The sequence below is a fragment of the Arthrobacter sp. MW3 TE3886 genome (assembly GCF_041262145.1).
Lineage (GTDB): Bacteria > Actinomycetota > Actinomycetes > Actinomycetales > Micrococcaceae > Arthrobacter.
The window spans coordinates 3168031-3187207 of the sequence record NZ_JBGCAN010000001.1; the positions used below are offsets into that span (position 1 = coordinate 3168031).

The following is a 19177-nucleotide window of genomic DNA, read 5'->3' on the forward strand; positions in this document are numbered from 1 at the left end:
TTAGTAGCTTGCTGCTGGCTGTGACATGTTCCACTCTAGGTCACTTTGGGCCCGTTGGGTGGAAAGCGGACGCCGGTGCGGCCAAGTAAAAATGCCGCACCGGCGCCGCGGATTGCTGATTAGCGCGCGATTGCCTGGGGCTTGATCTTGCGGGAATCCAGGACCTGGTCAATGAGGCCGTACTGCATGGCCTCGGCGGCCGTGAGGATCTTGTCCCGCTCGATGTCGTTGTTGACCTGCTCCGGCGTGCGGCCGGAGTGCTTGGCAAGCGTGTCCTCGAGCCAGGAGCGCATGCGCATGACCTCGGCGGCCTGGATCTCCAGGTCCGAGGCCTGCCCGCCCTGTCCGCCGGACAGTGAGGGCTGGTGGATCAGTACGCGGGCGTTCGGCAGCGCGAGGCGCTTGCCCGGCGTGCCGGCCGCGAGCAGCACGGCGGCGGCGCTGGCCGCCTGGCCGAGGCAGACGGTCTGGATCTCAGGCCGGATGTACGTCATGGTGTCGTAGATCGCGGTCATGGCGGTGAAGGAACCGCCCGGGGAGTTGATGTAGAGCGTGATGTCGCGGTCCGGGTCGGTGGACTCGAGCACCAGCAGCTGGGCCATGACGTCGTCGGCCGAGGCGTCGTCGACCTGCACGCCGAGGAAGATGATGCGGTCCTCGAACAGCTTGGTGTACGGGTCCTGGCGCTTGAAGCCGTAGGGGGTGCGCTCTTCGAACTGGGGCAGCACGTAGCGGCTGCTCGGCAGGTTGCCGGCAGTCGAACCGAAGTTGTAGTTCATGTTCATTGCTCCTGAATTCATTGCTGTCTACCTGCCGGTCAGTTCTCGGTGGCTGTCGCAGCGCCGCCGCTGTTGCCGGAGCCGTTGGCGTTTGTTCCGCCGCCGCCGGCCACGGATCCGGCGTGCGCGGCGATCTTGTCGAAGAAGCCGTATTCGAGGGCCTCCGGGGCCGTGAACCACTTGTCGCGGTCGTTGTCCTTGAGGATGGTTTCCACGGTCTGCCCGGTCTGGTCGGCGGTCAATTCAGCCATGACCTTCTTCATGTGCAGGATCAGCTCGGCCTGGATCTTGATGTCCGACGCCGTGCCGCCGATGCCGCCGGAAGGCTGGTGCATGAGGATGCGGGCGTTGGGGGTGGCGTAGCGCTTGCCCTTGGTGCCGGAGGAGAGCAGGAACTGGCCCATGGACGCGGCCAGGCCGGTGGCAACCGTGACAACATCGTTCGGGATGAACTGCATGGTGTCGTAGATGGCCATGCCGGCGGTGACGGAGCCGCCGGGTGAGTTGATGTAAAGGTAGATGTCCCTTTCAGGATTCTCCGCCGAGAGCAGCAGCAGCTGGGAGCAGATCGCGTTGGCGTTATCGTCGCGGACCTCGGAGCCGAGCCAGATGATGCGCTCTTTCAGCAGGCGGTTGTAAATGTAGTTATCCTGGGCTGCCGGATCGACCGTGGCCATCCGGGGTGCCCCTGCTTGCTGTGACATATGTACTTACCTCTCGCTGGCGACGGTGACGCCACTGGACGACATCACTGAACTTTCCTACAGCGACACTAACCGTTTTCACGCCCGCTTTGTTCGCTGGCGCCGGGCTGTTCGCTGACGGCGCACGATTGCCGGAACCCCTCGCGCCGGGTCCCGGATATGGGGCGTTTGTGGCCCCCGAAGCAACCGTGCCGGCCGGGCATGGCCGCAGGCGGGGACTTAAAGCGGTCGGCCCCCGGATCGGTGATCCGGGGGCCGACTGTTCCAAGTCTCAGGGACTGCTAGAACTTCACTGCTGCGGGGTCATCGCTCGGCGTGGCCTCGGTGGTGGCTTCTTCCGAAGCTGCTTCGTCCTCAACGGTCTCGGCGGCCGGGGCGGCCTCGTCGCCGGGGCGGACGAAGTCGCTCAGGTCAACCTTGTTGCCCTCGGAGTCGGTGACCTCGGCCTGGCCCAGCACAACGGCCAGTGCCTTGCGGCGGCGGACCTCGGAAACCATCATGGGCACCTGGCCGCTCTGATCGATGATCTGGGCGAACTGGTTCGGGTCCATGCCGTACTGGCTGGCGGTGGTGACAATGTAGTCGATCAGCTCATTCTGGCTGACGTTGACTTCTTCCTTCTCAGCGATGGCGTCGAGGATGATCTCGTTCTGGAAGGCGCGCTCGGTGTTGGCCTTGACCTCGGCGCGGTGTTCCTCGGTGTCGTGCTCGCCTTCACCGTGGGCGTTTTCGGCGTTGAAGTGCTGCTCAAGCTGCTCTTCGACGATCGACGCCGGGACGGGAACCTCGACGAGCTCAACGAGCTTGTCCAGGACCTTGTCGCGGGCCTCGACGCCCTGGTCAACAACCTTGGACTCGGCAGCCTGCTTGGCAAGGTCCTCACGGAGTTCGGCCAGGGTGTCGAATTCGCTGGCGAGCTGGGCGAAGTCGTCGTCGGCGACGGGAAGCTCGCGCTCCTTGACGGCTTTGACGGTGACCTTGACCTGGGCAGACTCGCCGGCGTGCTCGCCGCCGACCAGCGTGGTGTCAAAGATGGCGTCTTCGTCGGCGCTGAGGCCGGTGACGGCCTCGTCGAGGCCTTCGAGCATAGTGCCGGCGCCGACCTGGTAGGACAGGCCGGAGGCGGAGTCAACATCGGCGCCGTCGATCGCGGCTGCGATGTCGATGGTCAGGAAGTCGCCGTCGGCGGCCGGGCGGTCCACGGACTTCAGCGTGCCGAAGCGGCCGCGGAGCTCGTCCAGGGCCTTGTCGACGTCGGCGTCCGAAGACTCGGCGGCAGCGACCTCAACCTTGATGCCCGCGTAGTCGGGCAGTTCGATCTCGGGGCGGATGTCAACCTCGGCGTGGAACTTGAGTTCGCCGTCGGTGGCGGACGGGTCCGGAACCTCGGTGATCTCGACCTCGGGACGGCTCAGGGGGCGGATGCCGGTTTCCTGCACGGCGGCCTGGTACCAGCCGTTGAGGCCTTCGTTGATGGCCGTCTCCAGGACGTAGCCGCGGCCAACGCGCTGGTCAATGAGCTTGGAGGGGACCTTGCCCTTGCGGAAACCGGGGACCTGGATCTGCGAAGCAACAGTCTTGTATGCCTCTGCGATGCTGGGCTTCAATTCCTCAAAAGGGACCTCAACATTGAGCTTGACCCGCGTGGGGGTGAGGTTCTCGACAGCGCTCTTCACAGTCTAAGTACTCCTGGTGTGGGGGGTATGGGGTTCTGCATTGCCATGTGCTGGCAGTGCTTGCAGAGTCGGGGTGACAGGATTTGAACCTGCGACTTCCTGCTCCCAAAGCAGGCGCTCTAGCCAAGCTGAGCTACACCCCGTAAGTGCACAGAACAGTCTACGGTCATACTGTGCTGATTTGCACATTTGACACCGGGGCCCTGAATTGGGTTTAGTTGTATCCGGCTTGAACAGCCGCCCGGAAGTTTTACTGGAGTTCCAGTGAGATCCCGGGGACGTAGCTTAATGGTAAAGCCTCAGTCTTCCAAACTGATTACGCGGGTTCGATTCCCGTCGTCCCCTCGGAAATATGACGAAACAAAGCCCCTCCGCGGAGGGGCTTTTTTCATGCCCTCGGCCGTCGATTGCTCCACAGCTGCCCTTCTGGAGGCTCAAAAGGGCTGTTGCGGAGCAATGGATGCGGCTGGACAGGCGTACCGGCTCAGGCCTGCTGGCAGGCGGGGCACCAGTAAAGCTTCCGGGCGCCGAGCTCGGTCAGCGCCACCGGCGTTCCGCAGTCGCGGCAGTCGAGTCCGTGCCGCCGGTAGACGAAGTGCGCCTCCTCCGGGGCGGGCAGCACGCCGCGGGCTTCGCCGGCTCCGGCCCCGTTCCAGTACTGCGGCGTCGTGGTGATGATCCGTCCGTCCCGGACGCCGTCGGACATCATGGCCGCGGTGTCGTCCCAGAGCCGGCGGGCCGCGTCCGGTGACAGTTCGGCGCCGGGCAGCCAGGGGTTGAGCCGCTGCCGGAACAGCAGTTCGGCCCGGTAGACGTTCCCGACGCCGGCGATCACCTTTTGGTCCATCAGCAGGGCAGCCAGCGGTGTACGTTTGCCCGCCACGGCGGCGGTGAAGGCGTCCCGGTCGCCCGGAAGGTTCCGCAACGGGTCCGGGCCGAGCCGCGCCAGTACGGCCGCCGCTTCCACGTCCGTGATCGCCTCGCAGGTGGTCGCACCGCGGAGATCGGCCCAGCCGTGCACGCCGGCGAGCCGGACGCGGACGGCACCGACCGGCGCGGGCGGTCCCACGTACGCGGCGGGACCCGCCGCATCACCGTCGTCGTAGACTTCCCGCTCCCCCACCTTCCGGGGCGCGCCGATGCTGGACGCGCCGCGGAAGGTGTCGTCGCCGCCGAAATCCCAGGCGCCGTAGAGCCCCAGGTGGACGTGCAGGAGAAGCCCGTGCCCGAACTCCAGGAAGAGGTGCTTCCCGTGCGCCACGGAACCGACGAGGGTGTGGCCGTCCAGCAGTGCCGCACCCTGGGCAAACCGGCCCTGCGGACTGGAAACCGCGAGCCGCTCCCCCGCGAAAACGTCCCCGAACTGGCGGGCCAGCCGGTGGACGGAATGCCCCTCCGGCACTAGTCGATAACCTCGCCGGTGCGCTCGTACGTGGCGATCTTGCCGATCCGGCGGACGTGGCGCTCATCGTTGCTGAAGGGTTCGGCCAGGAACGCCTCGATGATTTCCGTGGCCTCGTCGACGCTGTGCTGGCGGCCGCCGACGGCTACGACGTTGGCGTCGTTGTGCTCGCGCGCCAGCTGGGCGGTGGACAGGTTCCAGGCCAGCGCGGCACGGACGCCCTTGACCTTGTTGGCGGCGATCTGCTCGCCGTTGCCCGAGCCGCCGAGGACGATGCCGAGGGCGTGGGTTCCGGCTTCCTGGTCCGCGACGACGGCGAGGGCGGCGTTGATGCAGAACGACGGGTAGTCATCCAGGGCGTCGTAGACCTTGGGTCCATGGTCCACCACCTCGTAGCCCTTGGCGCTGAGGTGGCTGACCAGGTGGGCGCTGAGCTCCATTCCGGCGTGGTCGGTGGCAATGTGCACGCGGGGCAGGTCAGAAATGGTCACGGCTGTTCCGTTCGGTTGCGGCGCCGGGCGGCGGCCGGGGCGGTTGGGGTCTGGTCCAAGCGTACTAGGCCGGGTCTTCCGGGACGGTGCTGCAGCCGGCCGGACGCCGCACTGGGCGGTCGTGTTACACAGGCCCGTCACGCCGTCGCACTCCACTGTCGTGCTCCACCGTTGATCTACACCGCGGAGCGACACCGCCGTGCTACACCGCGGGGGTCCCGCCGTTCCGCCGGGCCCTGTCCGCCACCCGGGACAGTGTTTGGGCGATGTTGTCGGCCGCTGTGGCGCTCCCGCCGCTGACCGCCAGCCGGCGCCCGTCCGAGCGGTCGATGACCACCGCGGGGCCGCTGCTGACCAGCATCGCCGTGGTGTTGCCGTGGATCCGGTAGCCCCACCCGCCATAGTCCGCCGCCGTGACGTCCCTGGGCGTGGCGGCGTCGATGGCCGCGGCCGGAACCTCCATGACCCGGACGAACCCTGCCGCGAAGACGTGCAGGCCGCCGCGGTCAACCCGGATCCGGGCCACCAGGAACGCCGCGGCCACCAGGGCCGCCGCCACCAGGAGGACTGACAGCCACGGCACGGCAATGGTCAGGAGGGCGGCCGGCAGAAGCGTTGCGATGCCGAGCATGACGAAGATCGAGCTGCGGGCGTGGACCCAGAGGCTGACCCGGTCCCGGGCCAAATCAGGATCCTGTTCGCGCTCGAGCGCCTGCCGGACGGCGAGGTCGTCATCGACGGACCAGCGCTCGTCGGCTTTGAAGACGAAACCCATGACGATGCCCAGGCCGAGGGCCGCGCCGCTGCCGAGGGCCAGGACCGAGGCGTCCACATGCGATCCCCGAGCATCGGGCAGGCCCAGCTGGCCCACGAGCACGGCGGCGAGGACCGTGGTGACGAAGAGGCTCATCGACAGGCCGGCGCCCATCATGATGCGGCGCATCATTGCGGGGCGGGACAGCGGCACGGCCTGCAGCAGCACGGCCCAGCCGATTACCACGATCAGCGAGGCCCCGGCTCCCACGACCGTGCCGAACGGCGCGAAGTCGGCGGCACCGGCGGCGGTCCAGCGGACGGCGAGCGGCTCGGGCAGATCCCGGCGCACCAGAAGCGCACACACCACGAATCCTGCCGCCAGCATCAGGGGGAAACCGATGGCAAAGCGCAGCGCCCTGGCATCGACTGAGTCACGGATCTTTCCCATGCTCCAACGCTACCGCGGACGCACCTTGAGGGATGTGGGGACGTGCGCGCAGGTCAGGACGTGGCCGCCCCAACCGCACCCATCTGACACGAATGGCCGCTAAGGGCATCGGGTTAGGGGCCATTCGTGGCAAATCGTGGACTGGGTGCGGAGGCCTTGGGCCGGACATTGTGATCGGGCTAACTTGCCAAGGGCGGCTGACGTGAAAGAATAATTTCACAGTATCGCCGGCGGCTGCGGCCGGCCGGCAGTATCCATCTTCTTCTGGAGGCCCCTTTGCCCGGTATGAACCTGACCCGCGCCGAAGCCCGCGAGCGCGCCGCCCTGATCGACGTCGACTCCTATGAGGTCAGCCTGGACCTGACCCGCGGCGAGAAGGTCTTCGGCTCCACCACGGCCGTGAAGTTCCGTGCCAAGCCCGGCTCGTCGACCTTCATCGACGCCGTGACCCACGCCGTGCAGAGCGTGAGCCTCAACGGCCGCGAACTGGATCCGGCCGAGGTCTCCGACGGCGTCCGGATCCAGCTCCCGGACCTGGCGGCCGAGAACCACCTGATCGTGGTCGCCGACGCCCCGTACATGAACACCGGCGAAGGCCTGCACCGCTTCGTGGATCCGGTGGACAACGAGGTCTACCTGTACACCCAGTTCGAGGTCCCGGATTCGCGGCGCATGTTCGCCGTCTTCGAACAGCCCGACCTGAAGGCCAGCTTCACGTTCACCGTCACCGCCCCCTCGCACTGGGACGTCGTGTCCAACTCCCCCACCCCGGTGCCGGTGGAGACCATCCCCGGCGCGGATGGGGGCGCCCGCTCCGTCTGGGAGTTCACTCCGACTCCGCGGCTGTCCTCCTATGTCACCGCACTGATCGCCGGGCCGTACCAGGCGGTGCGCAGCGAGGTCACGTCGGCGGCGGGCCAGGTCACCCCGCTGGGCATCTTCGCCCGCAAGTCGCTCATGCAGTACCTCGACGCGGACAACATCTTCGAGCTCACCCGACAGGGCTTCGAGTTCTTCGAGGCCCAGTTCGGCTGCCCGTACCCGTTCGAGAAGTACGACCAGCTCTTCGTGCCGGAGTTCAACGCCGGCGCCATGGAGAACGCCGGGGCCGTCACCATCCTGGAAGGCTACGTCTTCCGCGGCAAAGTCACCGACGCCCAGGTGGAACGCCGCGCCATCACCGTGCTGCACGAGCTCGCGCACATGTGGTTCGGCGACCTCGTCACCATGCGCTGGTGGAACGACCTCTGGCTCAACGAGTCCTTCGCCGAATACATGTCCCACCTGGCCGCCGTGGAGAACACCGAGTTCGGCCACGCCTGGACCACGTTCGCCTCCGTGGAGAAGTCCTGGGCCTACCGGCAGGACCAGCTGCCCACCACGCACCCGATCTTCGCCGAGATCAACGACCTCCAGGACGTCGAGGTGAACTTCGACGGGATCACCTACGCCAAGGGCGCCTCCGTGCTGCGCCAGCTCGTCGCCTGGGTGGGCCCGCAGCAATTCATGTCCGGGGTGCGGGAATACTTCAGCAAGCACGCCTGGCAGAACACCGAGCTCAGCGACCTCATGGCCGAACTCGAGAAGGCCAGCGGCCGCGACCTGGAACGGTGGGGGCAGCTCTGGCTGGAGACCGCCGGCGTCAACACCCTGACACCGGAAATCTCGGCGGCCGCGGACGGCACCATCGAGTCGTTCGCCATCGTGCAGTCGGCGATCGAGAGCGAGCCGACCCTGCGCCCGCACCGCCTCGCCGTCGGCTTCTACAACCTCAACGGCGCCGGCAAGCTGGAGCGGGTGCACCGCGAGGAGCTCGACGTCGACGGCGAGCGCACTGTGGTCCCGGCCCTGGCCGGCCTTGCCCAGCCTGACCTGATCCTGCTCAACGACGACGACCTCGCCTATGCCAAGGTCCGCCTGGATCCGAAGTCCCTCGCCACCGCAACGGCGCACCTGAAGGACTTCAGCCAGAGCCTCCCCCGCACGCTCGTGTGGGGCTCAGCGTGGGACGCGGCGCGCGACGGCGAGTCCCCGGCGCGCGGGTACGTGGAGCTGATCCTCGCCAACATCGCCGAGGAATCCGATTCCTCCGTGATCCTGGTCCAGCTCCGGCAGCTGGCCACCACGCTGACCTTCTACGTGGCCGAGGAACACCAGGAGGCCACGGCCGTGGCCGCTGCCGACAAGCTCTGGGAGCTCGCCTCGGCGGTGCCTGCCGGCTCGGACGCCCAGCTGCAGTTCGTGAAGTCCTACGCCCTGCTGGCCCGCAGCGCCGGGCAGCTGGACACGGTGTCCGGGCTGCTGGACGGCTCGCTCACCCTCGACGGGCTGAGCGTGGACCAGGACCTGCGGTGGGAGCTGCTGGCCTCCCTCGTGGCAGGCGGCCGCGCCGGGCAGGAGCGGATCGACGAGGAACTGGAGCACGACAACACCTCCAACGGCCAGAACGCGGCGGCCCTGGCCAAGGCCGCCATCCCCACCCCGGAGGCCAAGGCCGAGGCCTGGGAATCGATTGTGGTCAAGGGCGATCTCTCCAATGCCCTGCAGGGCTCCGCGGTGACCGGTTTCACCCGTGTCCTGGACACGTCCCTGCTCGAGCCGTACGCCGAGAAGTACTTCGAGGCCGTCCCGGGCATCATGGCCAGCCGCACCCACGCGCTGGCCTCGCAGATCGTCGTCGGGCTCTACCCGGCCCAGCTCACCACGCAGGCCACTGTGGACCGCACCGATGAGTTCCTGGCCTCGCTGCCCGAGGGCAGTTCGGCGCTGCGCCGGATGATGCTGGAGAACCGTGACGGCGTTGCCCGTGCCCTGCGGGCCCGCCAGGCCGACGTCGGCTAACGACCGGCACCTGACCCCCGGCCAGCCTGGAACCCCGGCACCGCCCCTGTGCGGCGCCGGGGATCCGTCGTTCTAGGCTGGAGTCATGCACCTTGACGAACACCGCTATGCGCTGACCGTCCGCTGGACCGGGAACCTCGGGGCCGGGACGTCCACGTACCGCGGTTACTCACGCGACCACGACGTCGAGATCCCCGGCTTGCCGGTGTTGCGCGGCTCGGCCGATCCGACCTTCCACGGGGACCGCGGGCGTTACAACCCCGAACAGCTGCTCCTGGCCGCCCTCTCGCAGTGCCACATGCTTTCCTTCCTGCACGTGGCCGTGAAGCACGGCGTCGTGGTGACGGCGTACGAGGACCGGGCCGAGGGCCTGATGCGGACCAACCGGGACGGCAGCGGGCAGTTCGAATCCGTCACGCTGAAGCCCCAGGTGACGGTGGCGGAACCGGCGGCACCGGACGTTCTCGAGGAACTCCACGTCGAGGCCAACAAGGTCTGTTTCATCGCCCGCAGCGTCAACTTCCCGGTGCTGCACGAGCCGACGGCTGTGGTGGAGGGCCAGGCGGACTGAATAATTCAGGCGGCGCCGTCAGCCGGGCCGGACGAGGCCCCTGACCGGTACGCGGATACGATCCGGCGCTCCGCCTCCGGGCTCATCCCGGCCTTGCGTTCACGGCCAAGTCCGCGGCGGCGTTCATCCGCCAGGGTGTCCCGCAGGGTGTCCATCCAGGGCCGCAGCCGCAGCCCGGCGGTACGGGCGGCGTCATTGCTGCGGGTCGCGAAGCCCTCGTGGCCGGGCGGCAGCCACAGCGGCAGCGAGTCCGGGCCGGCCCAGTAGTTCGCGCCGTGCGACGCCAGCCAGTCCTCGGGGGCGACAACAACCTCGGAGTCGGCGTCGGCGAGCTGGCGTGCTTCCCCCAGGTAGGCGGCAAACGGCGCCGGCTCACCGACGGCGTTCAGCGCCCCGGTGGTGCCGTTTTCAGCGGCGGTGAGGATCCAGGCTGCGAGGTCGCGGACATCGATGACCTGGGTGGCGTCGGCGGGGATGTCCGGGACAAGGACGGGATCATCGTCGCGGGCAAAACGGGCCGGCCAGTACCCGTAGCGGTCGGAGCCGTCCCCGGGTCCGCCGATCAGGCCGGCGCGGCAGAGGTGCGCCTTGTCCCCTGCCAGTTCCCGGGTCAGGTCTTCAATCGCGGACTTGGCTTCGCCATAGTTTTCCATGGTCAGCTCCGTGCCCGGAGCCAGCGGCGGGAGCACCTGGGCGTCCTCGGCCTCGCCGGCCACGGAATGGTCCGCGTAGACCGAACAGCTGGAGATGAAGGTCCAATGCCGGGCCGAGCCGGCCAGCGCCTCGAGGGCCTCCCGTGCCTGGTCAGGGTCCCGCGAGACGTCGACGACGGCGTCCCACCGGCCGCCTTCGGCGGCTGCCTCGTAGGCGGCCTTCCCCTGCGAGCGGTCAGCGCGCAGCCAGGTGGCGCCGTCGGGCGGTGCGGACGCGGTGCCGCGGGCCAGGCAGGTGACGTCGTGGCCGGCGGCCAGGGCCTGCCGGGCTATTTCTGCTGACAGGAAGACCGTCCCGCCGAGGACCAGGATGCGCATGGGGCCACGCTACGGCGCTAATGTTGAAGTAGACCAGAGTGTTATGCGCCCGGCGAACGCCGGGCGCCTTGCCGGACGACCAGCCCTGCTGCCGCCCGGCAGCAGGGACGCAGTAAACAAGGAGTTTCCCCCGCCGATGATCAGCCTGACCACCATCGAACCCATCACCGCGCCGGATATCTCGGCCGTCAACCTGCCAGGTGGCCTCATCAGCCTGGGCATCGGCGTCGCCGTGTGGCTGGTGGCATCCTTCGTGATCACCGGAATCACCAAACGGGTTGCGGCGGGCAGCACACTTTTCAAGAAGTCACACTTCCGCTGGGTGGCTCCGGCGTTCCGCGCCCTGGACCACGAACGCCGCGTCCAGCGGGCAGAGACCATCGGTGCACTGCTCCGCAGCGTGGTCGGCGTCCTGATCGCCGTCCTCACCATCGTGTACGTGCTCAAGTACCTGAACGTGGACGTGGCACCCATCCTGACGAGCGTCGGGATCCTCGGTGTGGCCATCGGCTTTGGCGCCCAGCAGTTGATCCGCGACTTCCTCGCCGGCATCTTCATTACCTTCGAGGACCAGTACGGCATTGGCGACATCATCGAGACTTCCGAGGTGGTGGGCACGGTCGAGGCCATGAACCTGCGGATCACCCGGGTCCGGGCCGACGACGGCACCATCTGGTACCTGCGCAACGGCGAAATCCTGCGCGTGGGCAACCGCTCCCAGGGCACCTACATTCCGCCCGTGACGTCCCCGGCGGACGAGTCCGACAGCGCACCCCAGCAGAAGGCCGGAGAATAGTGAAATGACGATTCCCAGCGCCAGCGAACCCAGCCAGCCCAGGCAGCTGCTGCAGAACGATCCGTTCAGCCAGCCCGGCTACACGGACAACTTCTATGACGCCGTGGGCGGCCACGAGACTTTTGTGAAGCTCATCGACGTCTTCTACGACGGCGTCGCAACAGATCCGCTGTTGCGCGCCATGTACCCGGAAGAGGACCTTGGCCCGGCCAAGCGCCGCTTCCTGATGTTCCTGGAACAGTACTGGGGCGGGCCGACGACGTACGGCGAGGAGCGCGGGCATCCGCGGCTGCGGATGCGCCACATGCCGTTCCGGGTGACGCCGGAGGCCAAGGAACGCTGGCTGTTCCACATGCGCGCCGCGGTGGATGCCCTGGAGCTGCCGCCGTTGTACGAGGGGACGCTCTGGGACTACATGGAGCGGGCCGCCCTGTCCATGGTGAACAGCCCGTCGGAGGCCTGAGCGCGGAGGACTGGGCGCGGAGGGTGCCGGAAGCGTCCTAGAGGCCGGTACCGGTCCGGACCAGCACGTGGCCGCGGGTGCCGCTGAGCCGGTACCAGCGCCCGGCCCGGTAGAGCCGTTGCTCGCCCTCTGCCAGGAAGCCCAGGGTGAGCGCGGCGAACGCGGCCCCGGCCGGCAGGCCGCCGGCGTCGGGCAGTTCCCGGCCCCAGACCGTTGCCCTGGCGTTGTTGACGATCAGCGCGCCGGGCCTGTCCGGGATGATCGCGGCGATCTCCCTGATGCCGGCCTCGGCTGCGGTCCGCAGGGCGGCGTCCTCGACGGTACCGAGCAATTCCCAGCCGGCCCGCGGCGCGCCGATCCCGGCCCACGACTCGCTGACGGTCACCGGCGGGACGGGAAGTTCGACGTCGTCCTCCCCCGCCCGCGCCAAACGGTCCAGCACCGCGGAAAGCGGCACCGTCACGTCAGTGTCCGCCGGCTGTGCCAGCGCCATGGTCCGCAGGCCCAGGATGGTGGGGGTGGATTCGCCCAGGAGCCGGGGCCGCAGCACGCAGACGTAGGCGGCCAGGACCGGGCCCGTGGCCTGAAGCCGGATGGCGCCGTCGTCAATGGACTTGGCGCGGGTGGCGAAGGTGCGCAGATCGTCGAGGTCGCGGGGATCGGTGAACTGCAGGGGCTGGGTTAGGACATCAGACACACTACTGACTCTACCGGCTGCGCTTCTTTGGAGCGGCGCCGGGCGCCGTCTAGAGTCAAACCATGACTGAAGCCGAAGCCGGACTGTTGGGGCTCCCGACCCAGGACCCCACCTCCTCGCTCATCCAACTCCTCAACCTCGGCGAGCTCGAGGGCGCCCGGACGGACGAGGACATCTTCATGGGTCCCTCCCAGCAGCAGCCCCAGCAGCGCGTCTTTGGCGGCCAGGTGCTGGCGCAGTCCCTGATAGCAGGCAGCCGCACCGTCGATCCGGACCGCAGCGTGCACTCCATGCACGGTTACTTCCTTCGGCCCGGAGACGCCAACAAGCCGATCACCTTCGGCGTGCAGCGCCTGCGCGACGGCCGGTCCTTCTCGGCCCGCCGGGTCCACGCCTATCAGGAGGGCATGCCCATCCTGTCGATGATCGCGTCCTTCCAGGCCGAGGACGAAGGGATCGAGCACCAGTCCGAGATGCCCGCCGGGATCCCGGACCCCGAATCGCTGCCCAGCACCGCCGACCTGCTGGGCAAGTTCGACCACCCCGTGGCCCGGCACTGGGCCTACGAGCGGCCGTTCGACATCCGCCACGTCGATCCGGCGCTGTATGTCTCGGCCAACGGACCCCGGGAAGCCCGGAACGCCGTGTGGATGAAGACCTTCGGTGCGATGCCCGACGACGCCGGCCTGCACCGGGCCGCGCTGGCCTACGCGAGCGACTACACCCTGCTCGAATCCATCCTCCGCAAGCACGGGATGAGCTGGATTACGCCGGGGATGTCCGTGGCAAGCCTGGACCACGCCATGTGGTGGCACCGGCCGGTCAGGGTCGACGAATGGCTCCTGTACGTCCAGGAATCGCCCAGCGCGCAGGGCGCACGGGGCCTGGCGACGGGCCGGATCTTCAGCCGGGACGGCCGGCACGTGGCGACGGTGGCCCAGGAAGGCATGATCCGCGTCCCGAACGACTTCTCGGACACCGGCCTCAAGAACACCGGCCTCAAGAACACGCAGAAGGGCGGCGTGCAGGCCGCCGTCTAATCGAGGGCGGTGCAGCACGAGCTCCGCGAGGCCGGGGGCTGCTGGCACTCCCCTCCCGGCGGGCGGCATACCGCGCCCACGGCCCACATCGTCCCCGGCACACAAAAAAGCCGGCTCCCCTTGAACTGGTTCAGGGGGGAGCCGGCTTTTTTCGTGGCGCTGTAAGCCTTGCGGGCTTAGTCGCGGGTGAGGCGGCGGTGGGTTACCCGGTGCGGCTTGGCCGCGTCCGGGCCCAGGCGCTCCACCTTGTTCTCCTCGTAGGACTCGAAGTTGCCCTCGAACCAGTACCACTTGGAGGGGTTCTCCTCGTCGCCTTCGTAGGCGAGGATGTGGGTGGCCACCCGGTCCAGGAACCAGCGGTCGTGCGAGACGACGACGGCGCAGCCCGGGAATTCGAGCAGGGCGTTTTCGAGGCTGCTGAGGGTTTCGACGTCGAGGTCGTTAGTCGGTTCGTCGAGGAGCAGCAGGTTGCCACCCTGTTTGAGGGTCAGTGCAAGGTTGAGGCGGTTGCGCTCACCGCCGGAGAGCACCCCGGCCTTCTTCTGCTGGTCCGGGCCCTTGAAGCCGAAGGCGGCCACGTAGGCGCGGGACGGCATTTCGACGTGGCCGACCTGGATGTAGTCGAGGCCGTCGGACACGACTTCCCACAGGGTCTTGTTCGGGTCGATGCCGCCACGGCTCTGGTCAGCGTAGGAGATCTTGACGGAATCGCCGATCTTCAGTTCGCCGCCGTCGAGCGGTTCCAGGCCCACGATGGTCTTGAAGAGCGTGGACTTGCCGACGCCGTTGGGGCCGATGACGCCGACGATGCCGTTGCGGGGCAGGCTGAAGGACAGTCCGTCGATCAGGGTGCGGTCATCGAAGCCCTTCTGGAGGCCCTTGGCCTCCAGCACGAGCCCGCCCAGGCGCGGTCCCGGCGGGATCTGGATCTCTTCAAAGTCGAGCTTGCGGGTGCGGTCCGCCTCGGCGGCCATTTCCTCGTAGCGGGCCAGGCGGGCCTTCGACTTGGTCTGGCGCCCCTTGGCGTTGGACCGGACCCATTCGAGTTCCTCGGTCAGGCGCTTGGCCTGCTTGGCGTCCTTCTTGCCCTGGACTTCCAGGCGGGCGCGCTTCTTTTCCAGGTACGTGGAGTAGTTGCCCTCGTACGGGTACAGGTGGCCGCGGTCCACTTCGGCGATCCACTCGGCCACGTGGTCGAGGAAGTACCGGTCGTGGGTGACGGCAAGGACGGCGCCGGAGTAGCTGGAGAGGTGCTGTTCCAGCCACAGCACGCTCTCGGCGTCAAGGTGGTTGGTGGGCTCGTCGAGCAGGAGCAGGTCCGGCTTCTGCAGCAGGAGCTTGCACAGCGCGACGCGGCGGCGCTCGCCACCGGAAAGCAGGGTGACGTCGGCGTCGGCGGGCGGGCAGCGCAGTGCGTCCATGGCCTGTTCCAGCTGGGAGTCGATGTCCCAGGCGTCGGCCGCGTCGATCGCTTCCTGCAGCTGTCCCATTTCCTCGAGGAGGGCATCGTAGTCAGCGTCGGGGCTGGCCATTTCCTCGGAGATCGCGTTGAAGCGCTGGATCTTGCCGTAGATTTCGCCAACGCCTTCCTGGACGTTGCCCAGGACGGTTTTGTCCTCGTTCAGCGGCGGCTCCTGCAACAGGATGCCTACCGTGTAGCCGGGGCTCAGCCGGGCCTCACCGTTGGAGGGAGTGTCCAGGCCAGCCATGATCTTGAGAATGGTGGACTTACCGGCACCATTCGGGCCGACAACGCCAATCTTGGCCCCCGGGAAGAAGGACATGCTCACGTCATCGAGGATGAGTTTTTCGCCGACAGCCTTACGGGCCTTGGTCATTGTGTAGATAAATTCCGCCATGCCTACAAATCTAGTGGTTCGGCCGGGATAACTCACATTCCGTGAGCCCGGATCGGCCACTTGACGGCCGCCCTGGCGGCCGTCGACGGTTCTGCTCAGCCCCGGACGCCCACGAGGCAGCCGCCGGAGTCCAGGCCCGGCAGCACAGTGACGGCGACGGTGCCGGTGCGGATCTGGGCCACGATGCAGTTGCTGCCGTCGCGCACGGCGGCCTCGACGGCGTCGGCAGCCAGGCCGGTGGGCGTCCGCCCGGCGGTGACTTCCACGGCGTCGGCCGGAATCCCTGCGTTAACCAACGACGCGCGGATGTCCGCCGTTTCGGGCCGGCCCCCGCCGCGGACCACGGCGTTCAGGGCCGTCTCGACCGTGGATTTAGTGGCGGATTCCCTGTCGGGTTTCATGCCGGGTTTCATATCGGGGCTGGCTGTCCCGGCCCCGCCGGCGGTCGGCCCAACCAGGTCCGGGGACACTGCGGGTGCCCGGGACACCGCGGAAGGTGTGCCTTCAGAATCCGCAGCTCCAGCGGCTCGGGCCCCGCTGCTGCCGTCCGGCGTCGCACAGGCGGAGGCCGACAGCAGGAGCACCAAGGTTGCGGCGGTCGGAACGGTCCAGCCGCCGCGACGTGCTGCCCCTCCCCCGGCGGGAGTGGGCGCCGCCCGTCCCGCGGTGATCCTGGCCTGTTGCATCGGGCAATTCTGCCACGCGGGAGTGCCCCGTTCCGGCGTTCCGGTGCCCGGTCCCGGCCTCCACGGCGTTGCCCGCCGGTCCTGCGGCATTCAGGCTGCGGCGCCTTTCAGTTCTCCGGTTTCCTGGTCCACCTCCTCTTCCTCACCGCTCTCGTCAACGATGAATGTCGCGTGCAGGTCGGCGCCGCCGTCGCCGTCCGCGCCGGCATCCTCTGGCTGGCTCTGCGGTCCGCCGCCGTCCCCGTCCCCAATGCCAGGCGCACCTGGGGAACCTGGTCCGGCAGTCGTCTGGCTGCCGGCTGCGGCTGAGCGGGTGAAGTTGGCAGAGCCCCACATGAGGTCGTGGCCAACTGACTCCGCATTAATCTCGGCGTCGTGGTAGACCCTGCCGTCCTTCTCCCAGCTCCGCATCTTCAGCCTGCCAACCACGATGACCCGCTGGCCCTTCTTGATGCTGCAGCCGATGTTGCCGGCCAGTTGCCGGTATCCCTGGACGGTGAACCAGTTGGTGTTGCCATCCACCCAAGTGCTGGAGCCGCGGTCGTAGCGGCGCTCGGTGGCGCCGAGCCGGAAGGACGCCGTGGCCACGCCGCCGGGCGTTGTCGCGCTTCTGATCTCCGAGGCGACGAAGCCACGGACCGTAATGTTGTCGCTCATTCTCATGTCCTGTCTCGAATTGTCGTGCCCAGCCGGGCAGTTCCAGCATCCCGCCGCCGGCCACGGCCGGGGAGTGCCCGGCTGTGCCATGTGGAAAACCGGCGGCCGGCAACGGCGTGGGGGCCGTGTTGGGGACTAGTCCGGTCCGGCAGGACCGGCCACCGGCCGCCGTTGACCCGCACCGGCCGTCCGGCACTGTAAACTTTTTGAGGCGCCACCGGCAGCAGCCGGTGGGTACCAGCGCGCCCCAGTAGCTCAGGGGATAGAGCAGCGGCCTTCTAATCCGCCGGTCGGGGGTTCGATTCCCTCCTGGGGCACAAGAGAGCGGCCCTGACCTGCGACAACGCACGGTCAGGGCCGCTTCTTGTTTCGACTCATATTTCAAACAGAGCGTCAGATCCACTTGTTGTGTTTGAACGTCAGGAACAGGATCCCGCCCATGCCGATCATGAGCGCGAGTGCCATCGGGTAGCCGAAGATCCAGTCGAGTTCTGGCATGTCGCGGAAGTTCATGCCGTAAATCGACGCGATCAACGTTGGCGCGAACAGGATGGCAGCCCACGACGAGATCCGCTTGACCTGCTCGTTTTGGGCGAAGCTCGACTCCGTCAGGAGCCGCATTTCGTCGTTCTGCCGCTGGGCTACCAGGGCTGCGTTGACGGCCAGCGCATTCTGCAGCAGCGCCCGGAAGGCAGATACCCGCTCCCCCAGCCGGATGGCGTGGTCCAGGACGTCGCGGAAATGGTCCTGCAGTTCGGGGTCCGGCACCCCGTCCGGTCCGCTGCCCATAAGGCTCTGCAGGATTCCGGCCAGCGGGGCCGTGGCACGCTGGAACGTGATGACCTGGCGGGAGAGTTCATAGATCCTGCGCGATACGCCGGGATCGGCAGCGAACAGGTCGTCTTCGATTTCATCGATGTCGTTTTCCAGGCCCGCGGCCACCGGCTCGTACTCATCCACCACCTGGTCCAGAATCGCGTACAACACCGCATCCGGCCCGAGCGCCAGGAACTCCGGCTCGGACTCCATCCGCCGGCGCACCCGGGCCAGGTCGGGAGACTCCGCCCGGCGGACAGTCACCACAAAGTCCGGGCCGGAGAACACATGGATCTCGCCGAACTCGACCTTCTCCACATCGTCCAGGTACCGCGCGGGCCGCAGCACCAGGAACAACGTCTCGCCATAGTGCTCAAGCTTGGCCCGCTGGTGGCCGGCGAGCGCGTCCTCCACGGCCAGGTGGCTCAGGTCAAATTCCTCGGCCACTGAGCGCAGCTCCTCGGCTTCGGGCCGGTAGAGCCCAATCCAGGCCATGCCCTGGCGCTGCCGCAGCAGAAAGTACGTCTCCTCGAGCCCTTCCGGGTCGGCGGTCCGGTGGCCGTCCACATAGACGGCGTTGTCAATGATCGTCACGGCCGCGCCTCCTCTTCAAGGCATTCGCTTTGCTGTGACGTTATACCGTCCCCGGGCCGGTGCCAACAGCCTGCACTGCCCCGCGACCGCCGCTGCTTTTCCGGAAAGGTTGCCGGGAAGAACCCCGGAAAGATTGCCGCCCACCGGCGGCCGCCGAAGACCACGACAGCAAAGTTGTTGGCGTGGGGGGCGCCCGGACCGTGCCGCCCACTACCCGGAGCCCCGCCAGCCCTCAGCACGCTTAGTATTGAGTTGACGGGCAGGCCGGCAGCGAAAGCCTGTGCACCCTGCCCGCAATCGAAAGGTACGGCCGCCATGACCGAAACACCCCGCAGATTCGACCCCACCAATCCAGACGACGCCCCCACCACCCAGTACGCGGAGGCAGCTGACGCCACAACCGGCCCCGGGTCCGCCGAGCAGGTCCCCGGCGCCGGTGGCCCGGCGGGCAGCACCGAGGTGGCCGCCACGACGGCGGGACGTGCCGAACCCTCCCGTGCCGAGGCACCCACGGAGCCGGCTCCCGCCCCCGCACCGGAAACGCGCCAGGTCACCCGTGCCGGAATGGTCTGGGCCGCGGTTGCCTGCGCACTGGTGGTGCTGATCCTGCTGATCGCGTTCATCCTGCAGAACCAGGAATACGTGCAGGTGAAGTTCTTTGGCCTCGAAGGCGCGGTCCCGCTCGGCATCGCGTTGTTCATCGCGGCAGTCGGCGGCGGAGTGCTGGTCGCCATCGCCGGAGCCGCCCGCATCATCCAGCTCCGGCTCGCCGCGCACCGTGTCCGCCGCCAGGCGAGCCCGGGCACCCGCACGCGCTGACGCACCCGCACGCGCTGACGCTGACGCTGACGCCGCCAGGCGCTACCCTCT

The 19177-nt window shown here is 67.8% G+C and carries 18 protein-coding genes and 3 tRNA genes; 8 read left to right on the forward strand and 13 right to left on the reverse strand.

The genetic code is table 11. The features are described 5' to 3' along the window. Positions 1-119 precede the first annotated feature (119 nt). The 4 genes from ABH915_RS14395 to ABH915_RS14410 all read right to left on the reverse strand — a co-directional run bounded on the left by ABH915_RS14395 (position 120) and on the right by ABH915_RS14410 (position 3302). Positions 120-779, reverse strand: coding sequence for an ATP-dependent Clp protease proteolytic subunit (locus ABH915_RS14395; RefSeq protein ID WP_026266422.1), 660 nt, complete (start codon positions 777-779; stop codon positions 120-122). A 38-nt stretch (positions 780-817) separates the two neighbouring features. Next, positions 818-1456 carry an ATP-dependent Clp protease proteolytic subunit gene (locus ABH915_RS14400; protein ID WP_018773375.1) on the reverse strand — a complete coding sequence of 213 codons (639 nt, stop codon included), beginning with the start codon at positions 1454-1456 and terminating at the stop codon, positions 818-820. 308 nt (positions 1457-1764) lie between these two features. Continuing rightward, positions 1765-3159: a trigger factor gene (gene tig, locus ABH915_RS14405; RefSeq protein WP_370122488.1), complete on the reverse strand. Its 1395-nt coding sequence runs from the start codon at positions 3157-3159 to the stop codon at positions 1765-1767. A gap of 68 nt (positions 3160-3227) precedes the next feature. Continuing rightward, positions 3228-3302: transfer RNA gene (locus tag ABH915_RS14410), tRNA-Pro, on the reverse strand. 131 nt (positions 3303-3433) lie between these two features. On the opposite strand from ABH915_RS14410, the gene ABH915_RS14415 reads away from it, so the two are divergent. Next, a tRNA-Gly gene (locus ABH915_RS14415) sits at positions 3434-3504 on the forward strand. Positions 3505-3643: 139 nt separating this feature from the next. Here ABH915_RS14415 and ABH915_RS14420 read toward each other — a convergent pair. From ABH915_RS14420 to ABH915_RS14430, 3 genes are all read right to left on the reverse strand, one after another. Further along, positions 3644-4561 (reverse strand): Fpg/Nei family DNA glycosylase, encoded by a 918-nt coding sequence (locus ABH915_RS14420; RefSeq protein WP_370122491.1) that lies wholly within the window; start codon positions 4559-4561, stop codon positions 3644-3646. After that, positions 4561-5052: a ribose-5-phosphate isomerase gene (locus ABH915_RS14425; protein WP_018773378.1), complete on the reverse strand. Its 492-nt coding sequence runs from the start codon at positions 5050-5052 to the stop codon at positions 4561-4563. Before ABH915_RS14425 ends, ABH915_RS14420 begins: the two co-directional genes overlap by 1 nt. A gap of 202 nt (positions 5053-5254) precedes the next feature. Next, positions 5255-6256, reverse strand: coding sequence for a hypothetical protein (locus ABH915_RS14430; RefSeq protein ID WP_018773379.1), 1002 nt, complete (start codon positions 6254-6256; stop codon positions 5255-5257). Positions 6257-6541: 285 nt separating this feature from the next. Here ABH915_RS14430 and pepN point away from each other — a divergent pair, with 285 nt between their 5' ends. Together pepN and ABH915_RS14440 are read left to right on the forward strand one after the other, a co-directional pair. Further along, on the forward strand, positions 6542-9097 hold the full coding sequence (gene pepN / locus ABH915_RS14435) for an aminopeptidase N (protein ID WP_370125009.1): 2556 nt from the start codon (positions 6542-6544) through the stop codon (positions 9095-9097). Between the two features lie 85 nt (positions 9098-9182). Further along, complete coding sequence (locus ABH915_RS14440; protein ID WP_370122495.1) at positions 9183-9668, forward strand: OsmC family protein; 486 nt, start codon at positions 9183-9185, stop codon at positions 9666-9668. Positions 9669-9673: 5 nt separating this feature from the next. Here ABH915_RS14440 and ABH915_RS14445 read toward each other — a convergent pair whose 3' ends face one another. Further along, the gene (locus ABH915_RS14445; protein WP_370122497.1) at positions 9674-10699 is read right to left on the reverse strand and encodes an NAD-dependent epimerase/dehydratase family protein; all 1026 of its coding nucleotides are present in this window, start codon (positions 10697-10699) and stop codon (positions 9674-9676) included. 136 nt (positions 10700-10835) lie between these two features. Here ABH915_RS14445 and ABH915_RS14450 point away from each other — a divergent pair, with 136 nt between their 5' ends. Next, positions 10836-11495 carry a mechanosensitive ion channel family protein gene (locus tag ABH915_RS14450; RefSeq protein WP_370122500.1) on the forward strand — a complete coding sequence of 220 codons (660 nt, stop codon included), beginning with the start codon at positions 10836-10838 and terminating at the stop codon, positions 11493-11495. A 4-nt stretch (positions 11496-11499) separates the two neighbouring features. Next, positions 11500-11958: a globin gene (locus tag ABH915_RS14455; protein WP_079554696.1), complete on the forward strand. Its 459-nt coding sequence runs from the start codon at positions 11500-11502 to the stop codon at positions 11956-11958. Between the two features lie 37 nt (positions 11959-11995). On the opposite strand, the gene ABH915_RS14460 is transcribed toward ABH915_RS14455, so the two are convergent. After that, positions 11996-12655, reverse strand: a complete 660-nt coding sequence (locus ABH915_RS14460) for a hypothetical protein (protein ID WP_370122503.1) — start codon at positions 12653-12655, stop codon at positions 11996-11998. A gap of 62 nt (positions 12656-12717) precedes the next feature. Here ABH915_RS14460 and ABH915_RS14465 point away from each other — a divergent pair, with 62 nt between their 5' ends. After that, complete coding sequence (locus ABH915_RS14465; protein WP_370122506.1) at positions 12718-13695, forward strand: acyl-CoA thioesterase; 978 nt, start codon at positions 12718-12720, stop codon at positions 13693-13695. Between the two features lie 176 nt (positions 13696-13871). Here the strand turns inward: ABH915_RS14465 and ettA are convergent, their stop codons facing one another. The 3 genes from ettA to ABH915_RS14480 all read right to left on the reverse strand — a co-directional run bounded on the left by ettA (position 13872) and on the right by ABH915_RS14480 (position 16897). Beyond that, positions 13872-15554, reverse strand: coding sequence for an energy-dependent translational throttle protein EttA (gene ettA / locus ABH915_RS14470; protein ID WP_026266424.1), 1683 nt, complete (start codon positions 15552-15554; stop codon positions 13872-13874). 95 nt (positions 15555-15649) lie between these two features. Continuing rightward, on the reverse strand, positions 15650-15955 hold the full coding sequence (locus tag ABH915_RS14475; RefSeq protein ID WP_370122509.1) for a hypothetical protein: 306 nt from the start codon (positions 15953-15955) through the stop codon (positions 15650-15652). A gap of 375 nt (positions 15956-16330) precedes the next feature. Further along, positions 16331-16897, reverse strand: coding sequence for a single-stranded DNA-binding protein (locus ABH915_RS14480; RefSeq protein WP_370122512.1), 567 nt, complete (start codon positions 16895-16897; stop codon positions 16331-16333). A gap of 244 nt (positions 16898-17141) precedes the next feature. Between ABH915_RS14480 and ABH915_RS14485 the strand changes: the two genes are divergently transcribed. Continuing rightward, positions 17142-17214: transfer RNA gene (locus ABH915_RS14485), tRNA-Arg, on the forward strand. A gap of 76 nt (positions 17215-17290) precedes the next feature. Here the strand turns inward: ABH915_RS14485 and ABH915_RS14490 are convergent. Continuing rightward, a complete protein-coding gene (locus ABH915_RS14490; RefSeq protein WP_370122515.1) occupies positions 17291-18307 on the reverse strand; it encodes a magnesium and cobalt transport protein CorA in 1017 nt (338 codons plus the stop codon). A gap of 315 nt (positions 18308-18622) precedes the next feature. On the opposite strand from ABH915_RS14490, the gene ABH915_RS14495 reads away from it, so the two are divergent. After that, on the forward strand, positions 18623-19126 hold the full coding sequence (locus tag ABH915_RS14495; protein ID WP_370122518.1) for a lipopolysaccharide assembly LapA domain-containing protein: 504 nt from the start codon (positions 18623-18625) through the stop codon (positions 19124-19126). Positions 19127-19177 lie beyond the last annotated feature (51 nt).

Excerpts from the sequence above, each read along its gene's own strand:
- ABH915_RS14395 (WP_026266422.1), bottom strand. The coding sequence starts at position 779 with ATGAACTACAACTTCGGTTCGACTGCCGGCAACCTGCCGAGCAGCCGC.
- ABH915_RS14400 (WP_018773375.1), bottom strand. The coding sequence starts at position 1,456 with ATGGCCACGGTCGATCCGGCAGCCCAGGATAACTACATTTACAACCGC.
- ABH915_RS14430 (WP_018773379.1), bottom strand. The coding sequence starts at position 6,256 with ATGGGAAAGATCCGTGACTCAGTCGATGCCAGGGCGCTGCGCTTTGCC.
- pepN (WP_370125009.1), top strand. The coding sequence starts at position 6,542 with ATGAACCTGACCCGCGCCGAAGCCCGCGAGCGCGCCGCCCTGATCGAC.
- ABH915_RS14440 (WP_370122495.1), top strand. The coding sequence starts at position 9,183 with ATGCACCTTGACGAACACCGCTATGCGCTGACCGTCCGCTGGACCGGG.
- ABH915_RS14445 (WP_370122497.1), bottom strand. The coding sequence starts at position 10,699 with ATGCGCATCCTGGTCCTCGGCGGGACGGTCTTCCTGTCAGCAGAAATA.
- ABH915_RS14450 (WP_370122500.1), top strand. The coding sequence starts at position 10,836 with ATGATCAGCCTGACCACCATCGAACCCATCACCGCGCCGGATATCTCG.
- ABH915_RS14455 (WP_079554696.1), top strand. The coding sequence starts at position 11,500 with ATGACGATTCCCAGCGCCAGCGAACCCAGCCAGCCCAGGCAGCTGCTG.
- ABH915_RS14465 (WP_370122506.1), top strand. The coding sequence starts at position 12,718 with ATGACTGAAGCCGAAGCCGGACTGTTGGGGCTCCCGACCCAGGACCCC.
- ettA (WP_026266424.1), bottom strand. The coding sequence starts at position 15,554 with ATGGCGGAATTTATCTACACAATGACCAAGGCCCGTAAGGCTGTCGGC.
- ABH915_RS14475 (WP_370122509.1), bottom strand. The coding sequence starts at position 15,955 with ATGAAACCCGACAGGGAATCCGCCACTAAATCCACGGTCGAGACGGCC.
- ABH915_RS14480 (WP_370122512.1), bottom strand. The coding sequence starts at position 16,897 with ATGAGCGACAACATTACGGTCCGTGGCTTCGTCGCCTCGGAGATCAGA.
- ABH915_RS14495 (WP_370122518.1), top strand. The coding sequence starts at position 18,623 with ATGACCGAAACACCCCGCAGATTCGACCCCACCAATCCAGACGACGCC.